The sequence below is a fragment of the Micromonospora tarensis genome (assembly GCF_016803395.1).
Classification (GTDB): Bacteria; Actinomycetota; Actinomycetes; order Mycobacteriales; family Micromonosporaceae; genus Micromonospora; species Micromonospora tarensis.
The window spans coordinates 1-13,831 of the sequence record NZ_JAEVHL010000173.1 but is presented as its reverse complement, the minus strand read 5'-3'; the positions used below and the strand labels follow the sequence as shown (position 1 = coordinate 13,831).

The window sequence follows — 13,831 nt, the reverse complement described above, 5'->3', positions numbered from 1 at the left end:
CCGCGTCGCGGACCAGCGCGGGGTCGACGTCGGCGCGCCCGTCGTGCGCCGGCGCGGGGCCAACCTCCCGGGCTAGCGGCGCAGGGCCGGGCGGGCCGGTTGGCTGTGCTCCACCGCGCGCTGCACCGCCCGGTAGATCTGCCCGAACCGCAGCGCGTCGCCGGTGCGCAGCAACCGCACCGGGCGGCCGCGCCAGCGGGCCCAGATCTCCAGTTGCCGGCTGCCCCGGGCGTAGGAGCGGTCCAGGTGCTCGAAGAGGAAGTCCGCGACGGGCCCGACGGCCAGCCCGACCAGCACCGACGCGCCGACGATCGCGATGGTCACGGTGGGTGAGCGGTGTAGCCAGACCGCCACGCCGATGCCGAGCACCGCCGCGACCAGCGGGCCGGCCAGGGCGGCGCCGATCGCGCCCCGCCCGACGAGCACCCGCCAGGAGCGGGTGCCACGGTGGTGCCAGACCGTGGTGATGTCGGCGAGCGCGTAGGCGCGGCCGTCCACTCGGATGGTGGTGGAGGTGACCTGCACCGACCTGTCGTCGTAGTACGTCATCATGGCTGGACTCCCGTCCACGGCGCTGACACCACACTACTTACCCAAACGAGCCGGGTCGTAAGGTTGGCACGCGACTTCGACGAGGAAGTGAGGGCAGCGTGGGCGAGTTCGTTCGGCTGGAGACCACTGACGGCATCGGCACCATCCGGCTGGAGCGGCCGCCGATGAACGCGCTCAACACCCAGGTGCAGGAGGAGTTGCGCGCCGCCGCCGCGGCGGCCACCGCCAACCCCGAGGTCCGCGCCGTCATCGTCTACGGCGGGGAGAAGGTCTTCGCCGCCGGCGCGGACATCAAGCAGATGGCCGAGATGTCCTACGTGGACATGGCCGACCGGGCGGCTGCCCTGTCCAGCGCGCTCGGCGCGATCGCCCGGATCCCCAAGCCGGTCGTCGCCGCGATCACCGGGTACGCCCTCGGCGGCGGCTGCGAGCTGGCGTTGGCCTGCGACTGGCGGGTGGTCGCGGAGGACGCCAAGCTCGGCCAGCCGGAGATCAAGCTGGGCATCATCCCGGGCGCGGGCGGCACCCAGCGGCTGGCCCGCCTGGTCGGCCCGGCCCGCGCCAAGGACCTGATCATGTCCGGCCGGATGGTGGACGCGCAGGAGGCGCTCCGGATCGGCCTGGCCGACCGGGTGGCCCCGGCCGCCGAGGTGTACGACACTGCCGTCGCGCTGATCACCCCGTACCTGACCGGGCCGGTGCAGGCGCTGCGCGCGGCGAAGCTGGCGGTCGACGGTGGCCTGGACATGGATTTGAACTCCGGCCTGGCCTGGGAGAGTCAGCTCTTCGCGGCGCTGTTCGCCACCGACGACCGGCGGGAGGGCATGGCGGCCTTCGTGGCGAAGCGCAAGCCGGACTTCACCGGCCGCTGACGACTAGCTGAGAATGGTTCACATTGTTCCTACCGGCCAGTAGCGTGGGGCCTCGGTCATGAGGAACGAAGGGGAGCGGCGAATGACGGAGCGGATCGAGGGTCACGGCGGCGAGTTGGCGCTCGCGGCCCTACGCGCGCACGGTGTACGGGAGATGTTCACCCTCTCCGGAGGGCACGTCTTCCCGCTCTACGACGCCGCGTACAAGACCGACTTCCCGATCTACGACGTCCGGCACGAACAGTCAGCGGTCTTCGCCGCCGAGGCGGTGGCCAAGCTACAGCGCCGTCCCGGCCTGGCCGTGCTCACCGCCGGGCCCGGTGTCACCAACGGCATCTCCGGCATGACCAGCGCGTTCTTCAACGCCTCCCCGGTGCTGGTGCTCGGCGGCCGGGCGCCCGCGTTCCGCTGGGGTTCCGGCAGTCTCCAGGAGATGGACCACCTGCCCCTGGTCGCCCCGGTCACCAAGCACGCCGAGACGGTGTTCAGCACCGACGACATCCCGCGCGCGGTGGGTGCGGCGCTCAACGCCGCGCTCACCCCGCACCGCGGCCCGGCCTTCCTCGACTTCCCGCTGGAGACGGTCTTCTCGGTCGCCGAGACCGACCTGCCCGCGGTGACCGGTGTCGACCCGGTCGTGCCGGACCCGGACGAGGTCGGCCGCGCGGCGCTGCTCATCGCCGGGGCGCAGCGGCCGGTGATCATCGCCGGCTCCGACGTGTACGCGGGCGACGCGGTCGCCGCGCTACGTGAGGCGGCCGAGTCGTTGCAGGTGCCGGTCTTCACCAACGGCATGGGTCGTGGCTCGCTCCCGCCGGAGCACCCGCTGGCGTTCGCCAAGGCCCGCCGGGCCGCGCTCTCCGGGGCCGACGTGGTCGTGGTGGTGGGCACCCCGCTGGACTTCCGGCTCAGCTTCGGTGACTTCGGTGACGCCAAGGTGGTGCACATCGTCGACGCGCCCAGCCAGCGGGCGACGCACGTGCAGCCGGCCGCCGCCCCCGCCGGCGACCTGCGTCTGATCCTCTCCGCGCTGGCCGACCACGCCGGCGACCGGGCCGACCACGCCGACTGGATCGCCGACCTGCGGGTCGCCGAGGACGCGGCGAAGGCGCGGGACGCCGCCGAGATGGCCGCCGAGACCGACCCGATCCGCCCGGCCCGGATCTACGGCGAGCTGCGTCGGGTGCTGGCCCCGGACGCGATCACCATCGGCGACGGCGGCGACTTCGTGTCGTACGCCGGGCGGTACCTGGAGCCGGCCCAGCCCGGCACCTGGCTGGACCCGGGGCCGTACGGCTGCCTGGGCACCGGCATGGGCTACGCGATGGGTGCCCGGGTCAGCCACCCGGACCGGCAGATCTGCGTGCTGATGGGCGACGGGGCGGCCGGCTTCTCGCTGATGGACGTCGAGTCGCTGGTCCGCCAGAAGCTGCCGGTGGTGATCGTCGTCGGCAACAACGGCATCTGGGGCCTGGAGAAGCACCCGATGCGAGCCATGTACGGCTACGACGTGGCCGCCGACCTCCAGCCGGAGCTGCGCTACGACACGGTGGTCAGTGCCCTCGGCGGAGCGGGGGAGACGGTCGCCAAGGCGGCCGACCTGGGGCCAGCCCTGCAACGGGCGTTCGACTCCGGAGTGCCGTACCTGGTCAACGTGCTCACCGACCCGGCCGACGCGTACCCCCGGTCGTCGAATCTGGCCTGACGCGCACCGGCCGCCGCCGTCGCCTCGCACCGGGCGGCGGCGGCGCGCTCACACCTCCGGCCGGTCACCCTCGCGCGGCGGCTCACCGTCGCGGCGGCGCAGGTCGTCCTCGCGGCGGCGCAGGTCTTCCTCCCAGCGACGGAACAGCTCCTGGTCCTGCTGCTGGGCGCGGTCCTGCACGGACCGCAGGAACTCCGGGTCGTCGTCGGGGGCGACCGGACGGGGCCGCTGCCGCTCGGTGGAGCCGGTGCCGGTCGGCCAGCTCTTGTTGGCACCGGAGCTGGGCTCCCGGCCGGCGACGAACCAGGCGATCGAGCCGACCAGCGGGAAGAACAGGATGATCAGCACCCAGGCGATCCGGGGCAGGGCGCGGATCTGGCCCTCCTCGGCGGAGAGACAGCTGATCAGCGCGCAGACGGCGAGGACGATCTGCGCCAGAAAGAGGAGTACGTACAGCCGGGCCATTCACCCATCATGGCGCACCGGTGCCCGTCACCACAGTCCGCGCAGGACCAGCAGCCCTCCCAGGGCCGCGAGGCCCACGGTGCCCAGCGCGACCAGGGGCAGGGTCCGGCCGCCGGTGCGCGCCGGCCCGGCGCCGGTTCCGCGCGGCCAGCACAGCATGAGCAGGGCACCCCACACCAGCACTGTGACGCCGGCGAGCAGCGCCCCGGTCGGGCCGCCGGTCGACGCCAGTCGGACCTCGAGCGCGGTGACCACGCTCAGCGTGAGCAGGGTGCGCCGCCAGGCCAGCCGGGTCCGCTCCGGTTGCAGCCCCGGGTCGCGTCCGGTGCTCACCGTCCGCCGACCGCCCGGAGCAGGACGGCGATCACCAGCAGCACCGCGCCGGCACCGACGGCGAGGGCGAGAATGGCGGGGAACCGGGACGCGGGTAGCTCCTGACCGAGCCGGATGGCCCGTTCGGTGCGTGCCCAGTGGTCCACCGCCCGGATCGCGACGGCGCCGCCGAGCAGCAGCAGGGCGACCGCGATGACCTCCCGCAGGTGGCTCATCGGCAGCTGTGGCAGGAACTGCGCGGCGGCCAGCCCGCCGCCGACCAGCGCCAGCCCGGTGCGCAGCCAGGCCAGGAAGGTCCGTTCGTTGGCCAGGGAGAACCGGTAGTCCGGCGGTTCACCGACCGAGCGCAGCTCCGCCGGGTCGAACCATCGCCTGATCGCCTCCCACACGCTCGGAGATTATCCGCTTCCCCTCCCGCTTAGCCTGGTTCGGTGACTGATCTCGACGTACAGACCCTGCGCGACGCCTACGACAACCAACTCCGCCCGGAGATCCCCGACCCGGTTCCGGCCGGGGTGACGGTGGAGCGGGACGGGCCGCTGGTCCGCATCATCGGGCTCGACGCCGGCGGGTTCCTCACCTACCGCAACCTCGGCGGGTTGACCGGTGCCGCGCTGGACGAGCTGATCGCCCGGCAGGTGCGGCTGTTCCGTGAGCGCGGGCAGTCGGTCGAGTGGAAGCTCAACGAGCACGACGAACCAGCCGACCTGGCGGACCGCCTGCGCGCGGCCGGCTTCGTGCCGGAGGACCGGGAGACCGTCGTGGTCGGTCCGGTCGCCCCGCTGGCCGCCGCGCTGCCGGTCGTTCCCGAGGGGGTACGCCTGCGTGAAGTGACCGCCCGGGAGGACCTGGAGCGGATCGCCGCCATGGAGGAGGAGGTTTGGCAGGCGGACCGCTCGCACCTGGTTTGGGGCCTGGCGAAGGAGATCGACGCCGACCCGAACTCGATCACCGTGGTGGTGGCCGAGGCGGACGGGACGGTGCTGAGCGCTGGCTGGGTGCGGTTCCCGGCGAACACCGGCTTCGCCACGCTGTGGGGCGGCTCGACCCTGCCGCAGTGGCGTCGCAAGGGCATCTACCGGGCGCTGGTCAACTACCGGGCGCGGCTGGCCGAACAGCGGGGTCGGACGCTCATGCAGGTCGACTGTTCCGAGGACAGCCGGCCCATCCTCCAGCGGCTCGGCCTCGTCCCGGTCACCACCACCACCCCGTACGTCTACACTCCGTGATCATGGAGCAGCGGTTGACGGACGACGAGCGGCTGACCCTCAAGACCGGTGCCTTCGGCGCTGTCTTCCTGGTCTCGAACGCCGATCCGGGGGTGCTCGGAGTGATCCGGGAGAGCATCGCCGCGTCCGGCGCGCTCGCCAACGCCAGCGGGACGGTCAAGGAGGCGCTGACCACCGGCCCGCTGCCCAGGCTGCCCCGGGACTCGCAGTTGGAGATCGAGTCGGTGGTGTTGCCGGCGCTGCGCCAAGCGGTGCTGATCCTGCGCGAGAAGTCGCCACGGGACGTGGCGGCGTACCGCTCGTTGGTGTTGGCCGCGGCGGATCAGGTGGCCCGGGCGCACGACGGAGTGGCACCCGCCGAGGCGGCGGCCATCGACCAGATCCGGGGTGCGTTGGTCGAGTCGGCCTGACGGGTCGCGCGTCGGTGAGCTGTGTCACTCTGAGTGCTCGGAGAGCACAACCTACTGGCAGGTAACATTGCCTCCGTGGGCAACTGCACAGCAGCCGCGGTTGACCTGGCGTCGACCGACGCGCGACGCTGCGCCCAGACCGGGCGAGCGAATCGCAACACCACCACAGGAGGGTCGTCGAAGCGCGATGAATATCGTCGTACTCGTCAAGCAGGTGCCTGATTCGGGCGCGGACCGCAACCTGCGCAGTGACGACAACACCGTCGACCGCGGTTCGGCGAACAACGTGATCAACGAGATGGACGAGTACGCCATCGAGGAGGCGCTGAAGATCAAGGAGGCGCACGGCGGCGAGGTCACCATCCTGACCATGGGTCCGGACCGGGCGACCGAGTCGATCCGCAAGGCGCTCTCCATGGGCCCGGACAAGGCCGTGCACGTGCTGGACGACGCCCTGCACGGCTCCTGCGCCGTCGCCACCTCCAGGGTGCTCGCCGCCGCGCTCGGTCAGCTGAACGCCGACCTGGTCATCTGCGGTGCCGAGTCCACCGACGGTCGGGTCCAGGTCATGCCGCACATGATCGCCGAGCGGCTGGGTGTCGCGGCGCTCACCGGCGCCCGCAAGCTCACCGTCGACGGCGCGACGCTCACCGTCGAGCGGCAGACCGAGGAGGGCTACGAGGTAATCACCGCCGCCACCCCGGCCGTGGTCTCCGTCTGGGACACCATCAACGAGCCGCGCTACCCGTCCTTCAAGGGCATCATGGCCGCCAAGAAGAAGCCGGTGCAGACGCTCTCCCTGGCCGACCTCGGCGTCGCGCCCGACGAGGTGGGCCTCGACGGCGCCACCAGCGCCGTGGTCGAACACTCCAAGCGCCCGCCGCGCTCCGGCGGTGCCAAGATCACCGACGAGGGCGAGGGCGGCGTCAAGCTGGTCGAGTTCCTCGCCACCGAGAAGTTCGTGTGAGAGCGGGGTCTGACATGTCTGAGGTTCTCGTCGTCGTCGAAGCCACAACGGAATTCGGCGTCAAGAAGGTCACCCTGGAAATGCTCACCCTCGCCCGTGAGCTGGGCACCCCGAGCGCTGTGGTGCTCGGTGGCGCCGGCGCGGCCGAGGCGTTGAGCGGCAAGCTGGGCGAGTACGGCGCGGAGAAGATCTACGCCGCCGAGGGTGACGAGATCGACGGCTACCTGGTGGCCCCCAAGGCCACCGTGCTGGCCGAGCTGGTCAGGCGGGTGCAGCCGGCCGCCGTGCTGCTGGCCTCCGCCCAGGAGGGCAAGGAGATCGCGGCCCGGCTCGCCGTCAAGCTCGACAACGGCATCCTGACCGACGTGGTCGGCCTGGCTGCCGACGGCACCGCGACCCAGATCGCCTTCGCCGGCTCCACCATCGTCAAATCCAAGGTCACCAGGGGTCTGCCGCTGGTCACCGTCCGGCCCAACTCGGTCACCCCCGCCCCGGCGGCGGCCAGCCCGACGATCGAACAGCTCACCGTGTCGGTCGCCGACAGCGACAAGCTGGCCAAGGTGGTCGAGCGGGTCGCCGAGCAGAAGGGCTCCCGTCCCGAGCTGACCGAGGCCGGCGTGGTCGTCTCCGGCGGTCGTGGGGTCGGCAACGCCGACAACTTCAAGCTGGTCGAGGAGTTGGCCGACCTGCTCGGTGGTGCCGTCGGCGCGTCCCGGGCGGCCGTCGACTCCGGCTTCTACCCGCACCAGTTCCAGGTGGGTCAGACCGGCAAGACGGTCTCCCCGCAGCTCTACGTCGCGCTCGGCATCTCCGGTGCCATCCAGCACCGGGCCGGCATGCAGACCTCGAAGACCATCGTCGCGGTCAACAAGGACGGCGAGGCACCGATCTTCGAGCTGGCCGACTTCGGCGTGGTGGGCGATCTCTTCAAGATCGTCCCGCAGGCCGCCGAGGAGATCCGCAAGCGCAAGTGATCCCGCGACAGGAGGTGGCCGCCCGTCCCCGGGCGGCCACCTCCTGTTTGGGAGCTGATCGGCGGGTCGGGGAGCTGTTCCGGCCCGCCGATCAGCCCGTCAGGGTGCCCCTCAGCAGGCTGTCGCCGGAGTGGCGGCTGTTGTTGTCGTACTGCTCGGCGGAGACGTCGACCACTGAGTAGCTGCCGAGATCGACGTTCGGGGGCAGCGGTAGCAGCGCATCCGAGCCGCCGCCCAGGGTGCCGACCGAGAACATCTCCATCGTCGTCGGGTTGATGAGCCAGACCTCGTAGTACCCCGGGACGCGCGGGAGATTCGCCACATGCAGATGTAGTTGGCCGTCCTGGAGCACCCGGGCGTCGCCAGTGGCCGTCGGCGGCGTCGACCCGTACGCCGCCAGCGGCGCGCTCGCCACCACCTGCGGCGGCGGGGGCGTCGGGTCCTCCGGCCGGAGCACCGAGGCGGTGCCGACCACACCGACCGCCGCCGCTGCGGCGGCGGTCACCGCGGTGGCCGCCCAACGGGACCAGCCCCGCCTCGGGCGGGACCGGCGCGCCGACTCCAGCCGGCTGACCGACGGCTCCGGCGTCGCACGCTGGCCTCTCGATCATCGTGGTGCTGCCCTGCGCCGGCACCCGGCGCCGAGCGGCCTCGGTCCCGAACGGCTCGGCCTGCGCGGCCCGGACCTGGGCTTCGATGCCCTGCCAGAGGTGCGCCGGCGGGTCGTTGGGTCGCCGCGGGTGGCGCGGTCGCCGCGCTGGCCTTCACCGGCGCCGCCGGGTTCACCGCCACCCCCGCGTACGCCGCGACGTCGACGGTCTGCGTCGTGCACGGCATTCCGGACACCCCGGTCGACGTCTACGTCAACGGCAGGAAGACGCTCGACAACTTCAAGCCCGGTGACGTCGCCGGCCCGCTGAACCTGGAGCAGGGCGACTACGACATCGCGCTCACCAAGCCGGGCGAGCCGATCGGCAGCGCCATCCTCACTGTCGACAACGCGGCGGTGCCGGGCGGCGGGAACGTCAGCCTCGCGGCCCACCTCGACGCCGCCGCCCAGCCGAGGATCACCCCGTTCGTGAACGACGTCTCGAAGGTCGCCGCCGGCAAGGCACGGCTGATCGTCCGGCACACCGCCGCCGCCCCCGAGGTGGACGTGCGCGCCGGTGGCACCCCGGTCTTCAAGGGGCTCACCAACCCGAACGAGGCCAAGGGCGACGTCGACGCGGGCAGCGTGCAGGCGGACGTGGTGCTGGCCGGCACCGACACCGTGGCCATCGGTCCGGCCGACCTCAACCTCAAGGAGGGCACCGCGACGATCGTCTACGCGATCGGCTCCGCCGAGGGCAAGTCCCTCGACGTGGTGGCCCAGACCATCACCGGCCTGCACTCCGCCCCGGGCGGCGTGCCCAGCGGCGACGGCGGCCAGGCCGGCACCGGCGTGCACACCTGGTGGTACGTGCTCACCAGCGTCGGCGTACTCCTGCTGCTCGGTGGTGGGGTGCGGCTGGCCACCGCGCGGACCGGCCGCAAGTGACGGTGCGCGATCGCGGCGCGCTGGCGGCAGTGGCCGCCGGCGTTGCCGCGCTCACCGTCGCCACGCTCGTGGCGTGTGGCTCCCAGCCGGCCGAGGACGTGGGCGCCGACGAGGCGGCAAACCTCGCCACCGCCACCCCGACCCCGTCGGCCCGCGCGGCCGAGGGCCAGTCGGTTCCGGTGACCGCCGGGAAGTTGCCGGCCGGGGCGAAGATCGTCCCGCCGGTCCGGCTGGTGATCCCGGGGATCGACGTCACCGCCACGGTCAACGCGGTCGGCATCAACGAGCGGACCAACGAGTTCGAGGTGCCGCCGAGCGTCGACCAGATCGGCTGGTACCGCTACGGTCCCGGCCTGGAGACGGACGCCGGCTCGGTGGTCATCGCCGGTCACGTGGACAGCGCCAAGCAGGGCAGGGGCGCGTTCTTCCGGCTACGCGAGCTGGACCAGGGCGACACAGTGACCGGGACCGGCAGCGACGGCGGGGAACGGCAGTACCGGGTCGTCGCCCGGGAGGAGTACGCCAAGACCAAGATCCCGTTGGGCCGGTACTTCGCCCGGGACGGCAAGCCACGGCTCACCCTGATCACCTGCGGCGGGCCGTTCGACGCCAAGGCCCGCAAGTACCGCGACAACATCGTCGTCACCGCGGTGCCCGCCTGACCGGCGCGCCGGCGTCCGGCCGGGGTGGGGAGCGTTCTCCCCACCCCGGCCGCGCTGCTCAGGGCCAGGCTGGCGGTAGGAGTCCCCTCCGGCATCGGATCCCCGGCCTGTCAGCCGTAGGCTGAACGGCGATGGCTTACCTGGATCATGCGGCGACGACTCCGATGCTCGACGAGGCACTGGAGGCGTACGTCGCCACCGCCCGCGAGGTCGGCAACGCGTCCTCCCTGCACGCGGCGGGTCGCCGTGCCCGCCGCCGGGTCGAAGAGTCCCGCGAGCGGGTGGCCGCGGTGCTGGGCGCCCGGCCCTCCGAAGTGATCTTCACCGGTGGCGGCACGGAAAGCGACAACCTCGCGGTCAAGGGCATCTTCTGGGCCCGTCGAGGAGCCGCCCCCGACCGCCGCCGAGTGGTCTCCAGCGCCGTCGAGCACCACGCCGTGCTGGACGCGGTCGACTGGCTGACCCAGCACGAGGGCGCCGAGGTCGGCTGGCTGCCGGTGGACGCCACCGGCCGGCTCGACCCGCAGACCCTGCGCGCCGAGCTGACCGCGCACGCCGACCGGGTGGCCGTGGTCACCGCCATGTGGGCCAACAACGAGGTGGGCACGCTCCAGCCGGTGGCCGAGCTGGCCGCCGTCGCCGCCGAACACGGGGTGCCGTTCCACACCGACGCCATCCAGGCGGTCGGTCAGGTGCCCGTCGACTTCGGCGCCAGCGGCGTCACCGCGCTGACCGTCACCGGGCACAAGCTGGGCGGCCCGACCGGGGTGGGCGCGCTGCTGCTCGCCCGGGACGTACCGGCCACACCGCTGCTGCACGGCGGCGGCCAGGAACGCGACATCCGCTCCGGCACCCTGGACACCGCCGGCATCGTCGCCTTCGCGGTAGCCGTCGAGGCGGCGGTGAAGGGCCAACAGGAGTACGCGGCCCGGGTGGCCGCGCTCCGCGACGACCTCATCGAGCGGGTCCGCCGGGCGGTGCCCGAGGTGATCTACAACGGTGACCCGACCGACCGGCTGCCCGGCAACGCGCACTTCTCGTTCCCCGGATCCGAGGGTGACGCCCTGCTGCTCCTGCTGGACGCCCAGGGAATCGCCTGCTCGACGGGCTCGGCCTGCTCGGCCGGGGTGGCCCAACCGTCACACGTGCTGCTGGCGATGGGCGCCGACGACGACCGCGCCCGCTCCTCGCTGCGCTTCTCCCTGGGCCACACCAGCACCCAGGCCGACGTCGACGCGCTCATCGCGGCGCTGCCCGCGGCGGTCGAGCGAGCCCGTCGAGCCGCCGCCCTGCGTACCCCCCGCTGACCCGGGCCCCGGGGGTTTCCACGGCTGGTGGATAGGGTTGTGGTGGGAGCGGGGAAGGGAGTAGGCCGGTGCGGGTTCTGGCGGCGATGTCGGGCGGGGTTGACTCGGCCGTGGCGGCGGCGCGGGCGGTGGCGGCCGGGCACGACGTGACCGGCGTGCACCTGGCCCTGGCCCGCAACCCACAGACCTACCGGACCGGGGCGCGGGGGTGCTGCACCCTGGAGGATTCCCGGGACGCCCGGCGGGCGGCCGACGTCATCGGCATCCCCTTCTACGTGTGGGACATGGCCGACCGCTTCCACGAGGACGTGGTGGACGACTTCGTCGCCGAGTACGCCGCCGGTCGCACCCCGAACCCCTGCCTGCGCTGCAACGAGAAGATCAAGTTCGCGGCGGTGCTGGACCGGGCGGTCGCCCTGGGATTCGACGCCGTGGTCACCGGCCACCACGCCCGGCTGGGCCCGGACGGGCTGCTGCGGCGCAGCGTCGACCTGGCCAAGGACCAGTCGTACGTGCTGGCCGTGCTCACCCGGGAGCAGTTGGACCGCTCGATCTTCCCGCTCGGTGACTCCACCAAGGCGCAGGTCCGCGCCGAGGCCGCCGAGCGTGGGCTGGCGGTGGCCGACAAGCCGGACTCGCACGACATCTGCTTCATCGCCGACGGTGACACCCGCGGCTTCCTCGCCGGCCGGCTCGGCGAGGCGCCCGGCGACGTGGTGGACGCCAGCACCGGCGCGGTCGTCGCAGTCACAGCGGCGCGTACGCGTACACCGTGGGGCAACGCCGGGGCCTGCACCTCGACCGACCCGCCCCCGACGGCCGGCCGCGCTACGTGCTCTCCATCACGCCGAAGACCAACACGGTGACCGTCGGCCCCGCCGAGGCGCTGGAGGTGTCCGACGTGCGCGCCGTACGCCCGGTCTGGACCGGCGGCCCCCGCCCGGACGCGCCTGTCGAGTGCCAGGTGCAGCTGCGCGCCCACGGCGAGGTGGTGCCGGCCACCGTCGCCCTCGACGGTGACCGGCTGCACGCCGAACTGCGCCGGCCGGTACGCGGCGTCGCCGCCGGACAGGCCGTGGTGGCGTACCGGCCGGACCCGGCCGGCGACGTGGTCCTCGGCTCGGCCACCATCGCCGGCTGACCGCGCGGCCTGGGTGTCCGCGGGATAGCCTTCGGCCGTGACAGATCAGGCATGGCCCTGGCCGGCCGGCGCGGCGACCGGCATCGGTTCGCTGCCCGGCACCGACATCGGGGAAGCCCAGCGGGTGGTGCTCGGTGAGCTTCCCGAGCTGCCGCACCTGCCCGAGCTGCCGGCCCGGGGCCCCGGCGCGGACATGATCGGCCGGTCCGCCGGGCTGCTCGTCGAACTGCCCGTCGAGGTGTACGCGGGGCGGTGGCGGATCGCCCCACGCCCGGGCCGCGACCTGCGCCGGACCCGGGACCTGATGGAACGCGACCTGGACCAGCTCGCCGAGCAGGCCGAGGGGTACGCCGGGCCGATCAAGGTGCAGGCCGCCGGTCCACTCACGCTGGCCGCCGCCCTGGAGTTGCCGATCGGTGGCCGACTGTTGCGCGATTCCGGCGCGGTCCGGGACCTGACCGGTTCCCTCGCCGAAGGGCTGCGCGCGCACGTCGCGGCGGTCGCCCGCCGGCTGCCCCAGGCGTCGGTGCTGCTCCAACTGGACGAACCGTCACTGCCGACCGTGCTGGCCGGTCGGGTGCCCACCGAGAGCGGGCTGGGCGCGTACCGGGCGGTCGAGTCGGTGGACGCCGCCGCGCTGCTGCGCACTGTCGTCGAGGCGGTCGGCGTGCCCACGCTCGTGCACTGCTGTGCCCCGGACGTGCCGCTGGAGCTGATCCGCTCCACCGGCGCCGTCGCGGTCGCCCTCGACCTGGACCTCGTCACCGACCTCGACCCGCTGGGCGAGGCGATCGACGCCGGCCTCGGGCTGTTGGCCGGGGCCGCGCCGACCCGGCCGCCGTCCGGCGGTGCCGCCCCGACCTCCGCGCAGATCGCCGACCGGGTGCGCCAGCTCTGGGACCGGCTCGGTTTCCCCCGCCGGCAGCTCGCCGAGCAGGTGGTGGTCACCCCGGCCTGCGGCCTCGCCGGGGCCACCCCGCAGTACGCGCGAGCGGTGCTGGCCGCCTGCCGGGACGCCGGTCGGCGGTTCGTCGAAGCCTGAGGTCTCCGAGCGTGCCGGGGTTCCCTGGTGTGCCGGGTTTTCCTGTCGTACCGGGTGGGCAGGATGGCGCTCATGATTGGACAGCTGCGTTCAGTGGTGCTCGACTGCCCGGATCCCCGGGCGCTGGCGGCGTTCTACGCCGAACTGCTCGGCGTGCCGTTCGCCGAGGCTGAGTCCGACGGTGACGAGTGGGTGGTGCTCGGCGGGCCACCCGGGCACCAGCCGCGGCTCGCCTTCCAGCGGGCCCTCAACCTCAAGCCGCCGGCCTGGCCGGACCCGGAGCGTCCCCAGCAGTTCCACCTCGACGTGACGGTGGACGACATCGAGGCCGCCGAGAAGGCGGCGCTGGAGCTGGGTGCCCGGCGGCTGCCGGGTGGGGGCCAGGATTTCCGGGTCTACGCCGATCCGGCCGGCCACCCGTTCTGCCTCTGCTGGGACTGACCTCGCGGTGGGTTGCGGCGGCCGGGCAGGATGGCCGCCGCCTGGCCTGGCCTGGCCTGGCTTGACCTGGCCTGGCCCGGCGCGGCGCGGCGACGTGATCGACTCGGGTTCCTGGAAATCGGGGGATCCCGGGTCGTGGGTTGCCCCGGTTTCCAGAACCCGAGTTGACCATGGCCGCCAGGGCGGTGGGGAGG

The 13,831-nt window shown here is 73.1% G+C and carries 16 protein-coding genes and 1 pseudogene; 12 read left to right on the top strand and 5 right to left on the bottom strand.

Features of this window, described 5'->3' with window-relative positions:
• Positions 1 to 72: 72 nt before the first annotated feature.
• Positions 73 to 552, bottom strand: coding sequence for a DUF6232 family protein (locus JM949_RS25700; protein WP_203150844.1), 480 nt, complete (start codon positions 550 to 552; stop codon positions 73 to 75).
• A gap of 98 nt (positions 553 to 650) precedes the next feature.
• On the opposite strand from JM949_RS25700, the gene JM949_RS25695 reads away from it, so the two are divergent.
• A complete protein-coding gene (locus tag JM949_RS25695) occupies positions 651 to 1,424 on the top strand; it encodes an enoyl-CoA hydratase/isomerase family protein (protein ID WP_203150843.1) in 774 nt (257 codons plus the stop codon).
• An 82-nt stretch (positions 1,425 to 1,506) separates the two neighbouring features.
• Positions 1,507 to 3,129: an acetolactate synthase gene (locus JM949_RS25690; RefSeq protein ID WP_203150842.1), complete on the top strand. Its 1,623-nt coding sequence runs from the start codon at positions 1,507 to 1,509 to the stop codon at positions 3,127 to 3,129.
• Positions 3,130 to 3,177: 48 nt separating this feature from the next.
• Here the strand turns inward: JM949_RS25690 and JM949_RS25685 are convergent, their stop codons facing one another.
• Genes JM949_RS25685 through JM949_RS25675 form a run of 3 tightly spaced genes read right to left on the bottom strand, consistent with a single transcriptional unit; the run spans position 3,178 to position 4,316 of the window.
• Positions 3,178 to 3,594: a PLD nuclease N-terminal domain-containing protein gene (locus JM949_RS25685; protein ID WP_203150841.1), complete on the bottom strand. Its 417-nt coding sequence runs from the start codon at positions 3,592 to 3,594 to the stop codon at positions 3,178 to 3,180.
• A gap of 27 nt (positions 3,595 to 3,621) precedes the next feature.
• Positions 3,622 to 3,927: a DUF202 domain-containing protein gene (locus JM949_RS25680; protein WP_203150840.1), complete on the bottom strand. Its 306-nt coding sequence runs from the start codon at positions 3,925 to 3,927 to the stop codon at positions 3,622 to 3,624.
• Complete coding sequence (locus JM949_RS25675) at positions 3,924 to 4,316, bottom strand: YidH family protein (protein ID WP_203150839.1); 393 nt, start codon at positions 4,314 to 4,316, stop codon at positions 3,924 to 3,926. Before JM949_RS25675 ends, JM949_RS25680 begins: the two co-directional genes overlap by 4 nt.
• Before the next feature lie 42 nt (positions 4,317 to 4,358).
• On the opposite strand from JM949_RS25675, the gene JM949_RS25670 reads away from it, so the two are divergent.
• The 4 genes from JM949_RS25670 (at position 4,359) to JM949_RS25655 (ending at position 7,507) form a co-directional block, all read left to right on the top strand.
• Complete coding sequence (locus JM949_RS25670) at positions 4,359 to 5,156, top strand: GNAT family N-acetyltransferase (protein WP_203150838.1); 798 nt, start codon at positions 4,359 to 4,361, stop codon at positions 5,154 to 5,156.
• A complete protein-coding gene (locus JM949_RS25665) occupies positions 5,153 to 5,566 on the top strand; it encodes a hypothetical protein (protein ID WP_203150837.1) in 414 nt (137 codons plus the stop codon). The genes JM949_RS25670 and JM949_RS25665 overlap by 4 nt, the downstream gene beginning before the upstream one ends.
• Positions 5,567 to 5,753: 187 nt before the next feature.
• Positions 5,754 to 6,533, top strand: coding sequence for an electron transfer flavoprotein subunit beta/FixA family protein (locus JM949_RS25660; protein ID WP_203150836.1), 780 nt, complete (start codon positions 5,754 to 5,756; stop codon positions 6,531 to 6,533).
• Between the two features lie 14 nt (positions 6,534 to 6,547).
• A complete protein-coding gene (locus JM949_RS25655) occupies positions 6,548 to 7,507 on the top strand; it encodes an electron transfer flavoprotein subunit alpha/FixB family protein (protein ID WP_203150835.1) in 960 nt (319 codons plus the stop codon).
• A 91-nt stretch (positions 7,508 to 7,598) separates the two neighbouring features.
• Here JM949_RS25655 and JM949_RS25650 read toward each other — a convergent pair whose 3' ends face one another.
• Positions 7,599 to 8,012: an anti-sigma factor gene (locus JM949_RS25650; RefSeq protein ID WP_407664819.1), complete on the bottom strand. Its 414-nt coding sequence runs from the start codon at positions 8,010 to 8,012 to the stop codon at positions 7,599 to 7,601.
• A 252-nt stretch (positions 8,013 to 8,264) separates the two neighbouring features.
• On the opposite strand from JM949_RS25650, the gene JM949_RS25645 reads away from it, so the two are divergent.
• From JM949_RS25645 to JM949_RS25620, 6 genes and pseudogenes are all read left to right on the top strand, one after another.
• Positions 8,265 to 9,044, top strand: a complete 780-nt coding sequence (locus tag JM949_RS25645) for a DUF4397 domain-containing protein (RefSeq protein WP_203150845.1) — start codon at positions 8,265 to 8,267, stop codon at positions 9,042 to 9,044.
• Positions 9,041 to 9,706 carry a class F sortase gene (locus JM949_RS25640; RefSeq protein ID WP_203150834.1) on the top strand — a complete coding sequence of 222 codons (666 nt, stop codon included), beginning with the start codon at positions 9,041 to 9,043 and terminating at the stop codon, positions 9,704 to 9,706. The genes JM949_RS25645 and JM949_RS25640 overlap by 4 nt, the downstream gene beginning before the upstream one ends.
• A gap of 131 nt (positions 9,707 to 9,837) precedes the next feature.
• The gene (locus tag JM949_RS25635) at positions 9,838 to 11,013 is read left to right on the top strand and encodes a cysteine desulfurase family protein (protein WP_203150833.1); all 1,176 of its coding nucleotides are present in this window, start codon (positions 9,838 to 9,840) and stop codon (positions 11,011 to 11,013) included.
• A 68-nt stretch (positions 11,014 to 11,081) separates the two neighbouring features.
• Positions 11,082 to 12,154 (top strand): annotated as a pseudogene (gene mnmA / locus JM949_RS25630) (tRNA 2-thiouridine(34) synthase MnmA).
• 37 nt (positions 12,155 to 12,191) lie between these two features.
• The gene (locus tag JM949_RS25625) at positions 12,192 to 13,196 is read left to right on the top strand and encodes a uroporphyrinogen decarboxylase/cobalamine-independent methonine synthase family protein (RefSeq protein WP_203150832.1); all 1,005 of its coding nucleotides are present in this window, start codon (positions 12,192 to 12,194) and stop codon (positions 13,194 to 13,196) included.
• Positions 13,197 to 13,268: 72 nt separating this feature from the next.
• Positions 13,269 to 13,637: a VOC family protein gene (locus JM949_RS25620; protein WP_203150831.1), complete on the top strand. Its 369-nt coding sequence runs from the start codon at positions 13,269 to 13,271 to the stop codon at positions 13,635 to 13,637.
• Positions 13,638 to 13,831: the final 194 nt, after the last annotated feature.

Bases quoted from the DNA above. Each gene is read 5' to 3' on its own strand.
- JM949_RS25700 (WP_203150844.1), bottom strand. From the start codon at position 552: ATGATGACGTACTACGACGACAGGTCGGTGCAGGTCACCTCCACCACC.
- JM949_RS25690 (WP_203150842.1), top strand. From the start codon at position 1,507: ATGACGGAGCGGATCGAGGGTCACGGCGGCGAGTTGGCGCTCGCGGCC.
- JM949_RS25685 (WP_203150841.1), bottom strand. From the start codon at position 3,594: ATGGCCCGGCTGTACGTACTCCTCTTTCTGGCGCAGATCGTCCTCGCC.
- JM949_RS25660 (WP_203150836.1), top strand. From the start codon at position 5,754: ATGAATATCGTCGTACTCGTCAAGCAGGTGCCTGATTCGGGCGCGGAC.
- JM949_RS25655 (WP_203150835.1), top strand. From the start codon at position 6,548: ATGTCTGAGGTTCTCGTCGTCGTCGAAGCCACAACGGAATTCGGCGTC.
- JM949_RS25635 (WP_203150833.1), top strand. From the start codon at position 9,838: ATGGCTTACCTGGATCATGCGGCGACGACTCCGATGCTCGACGAGGCA.
- JM949_RS25620 (WP_203150831.1), top strand. From the start codon at position 13,269: ATGATTGGACAGCTGCGTTCAGTGGTGCTCGACTGCCCGGATCCCCGG.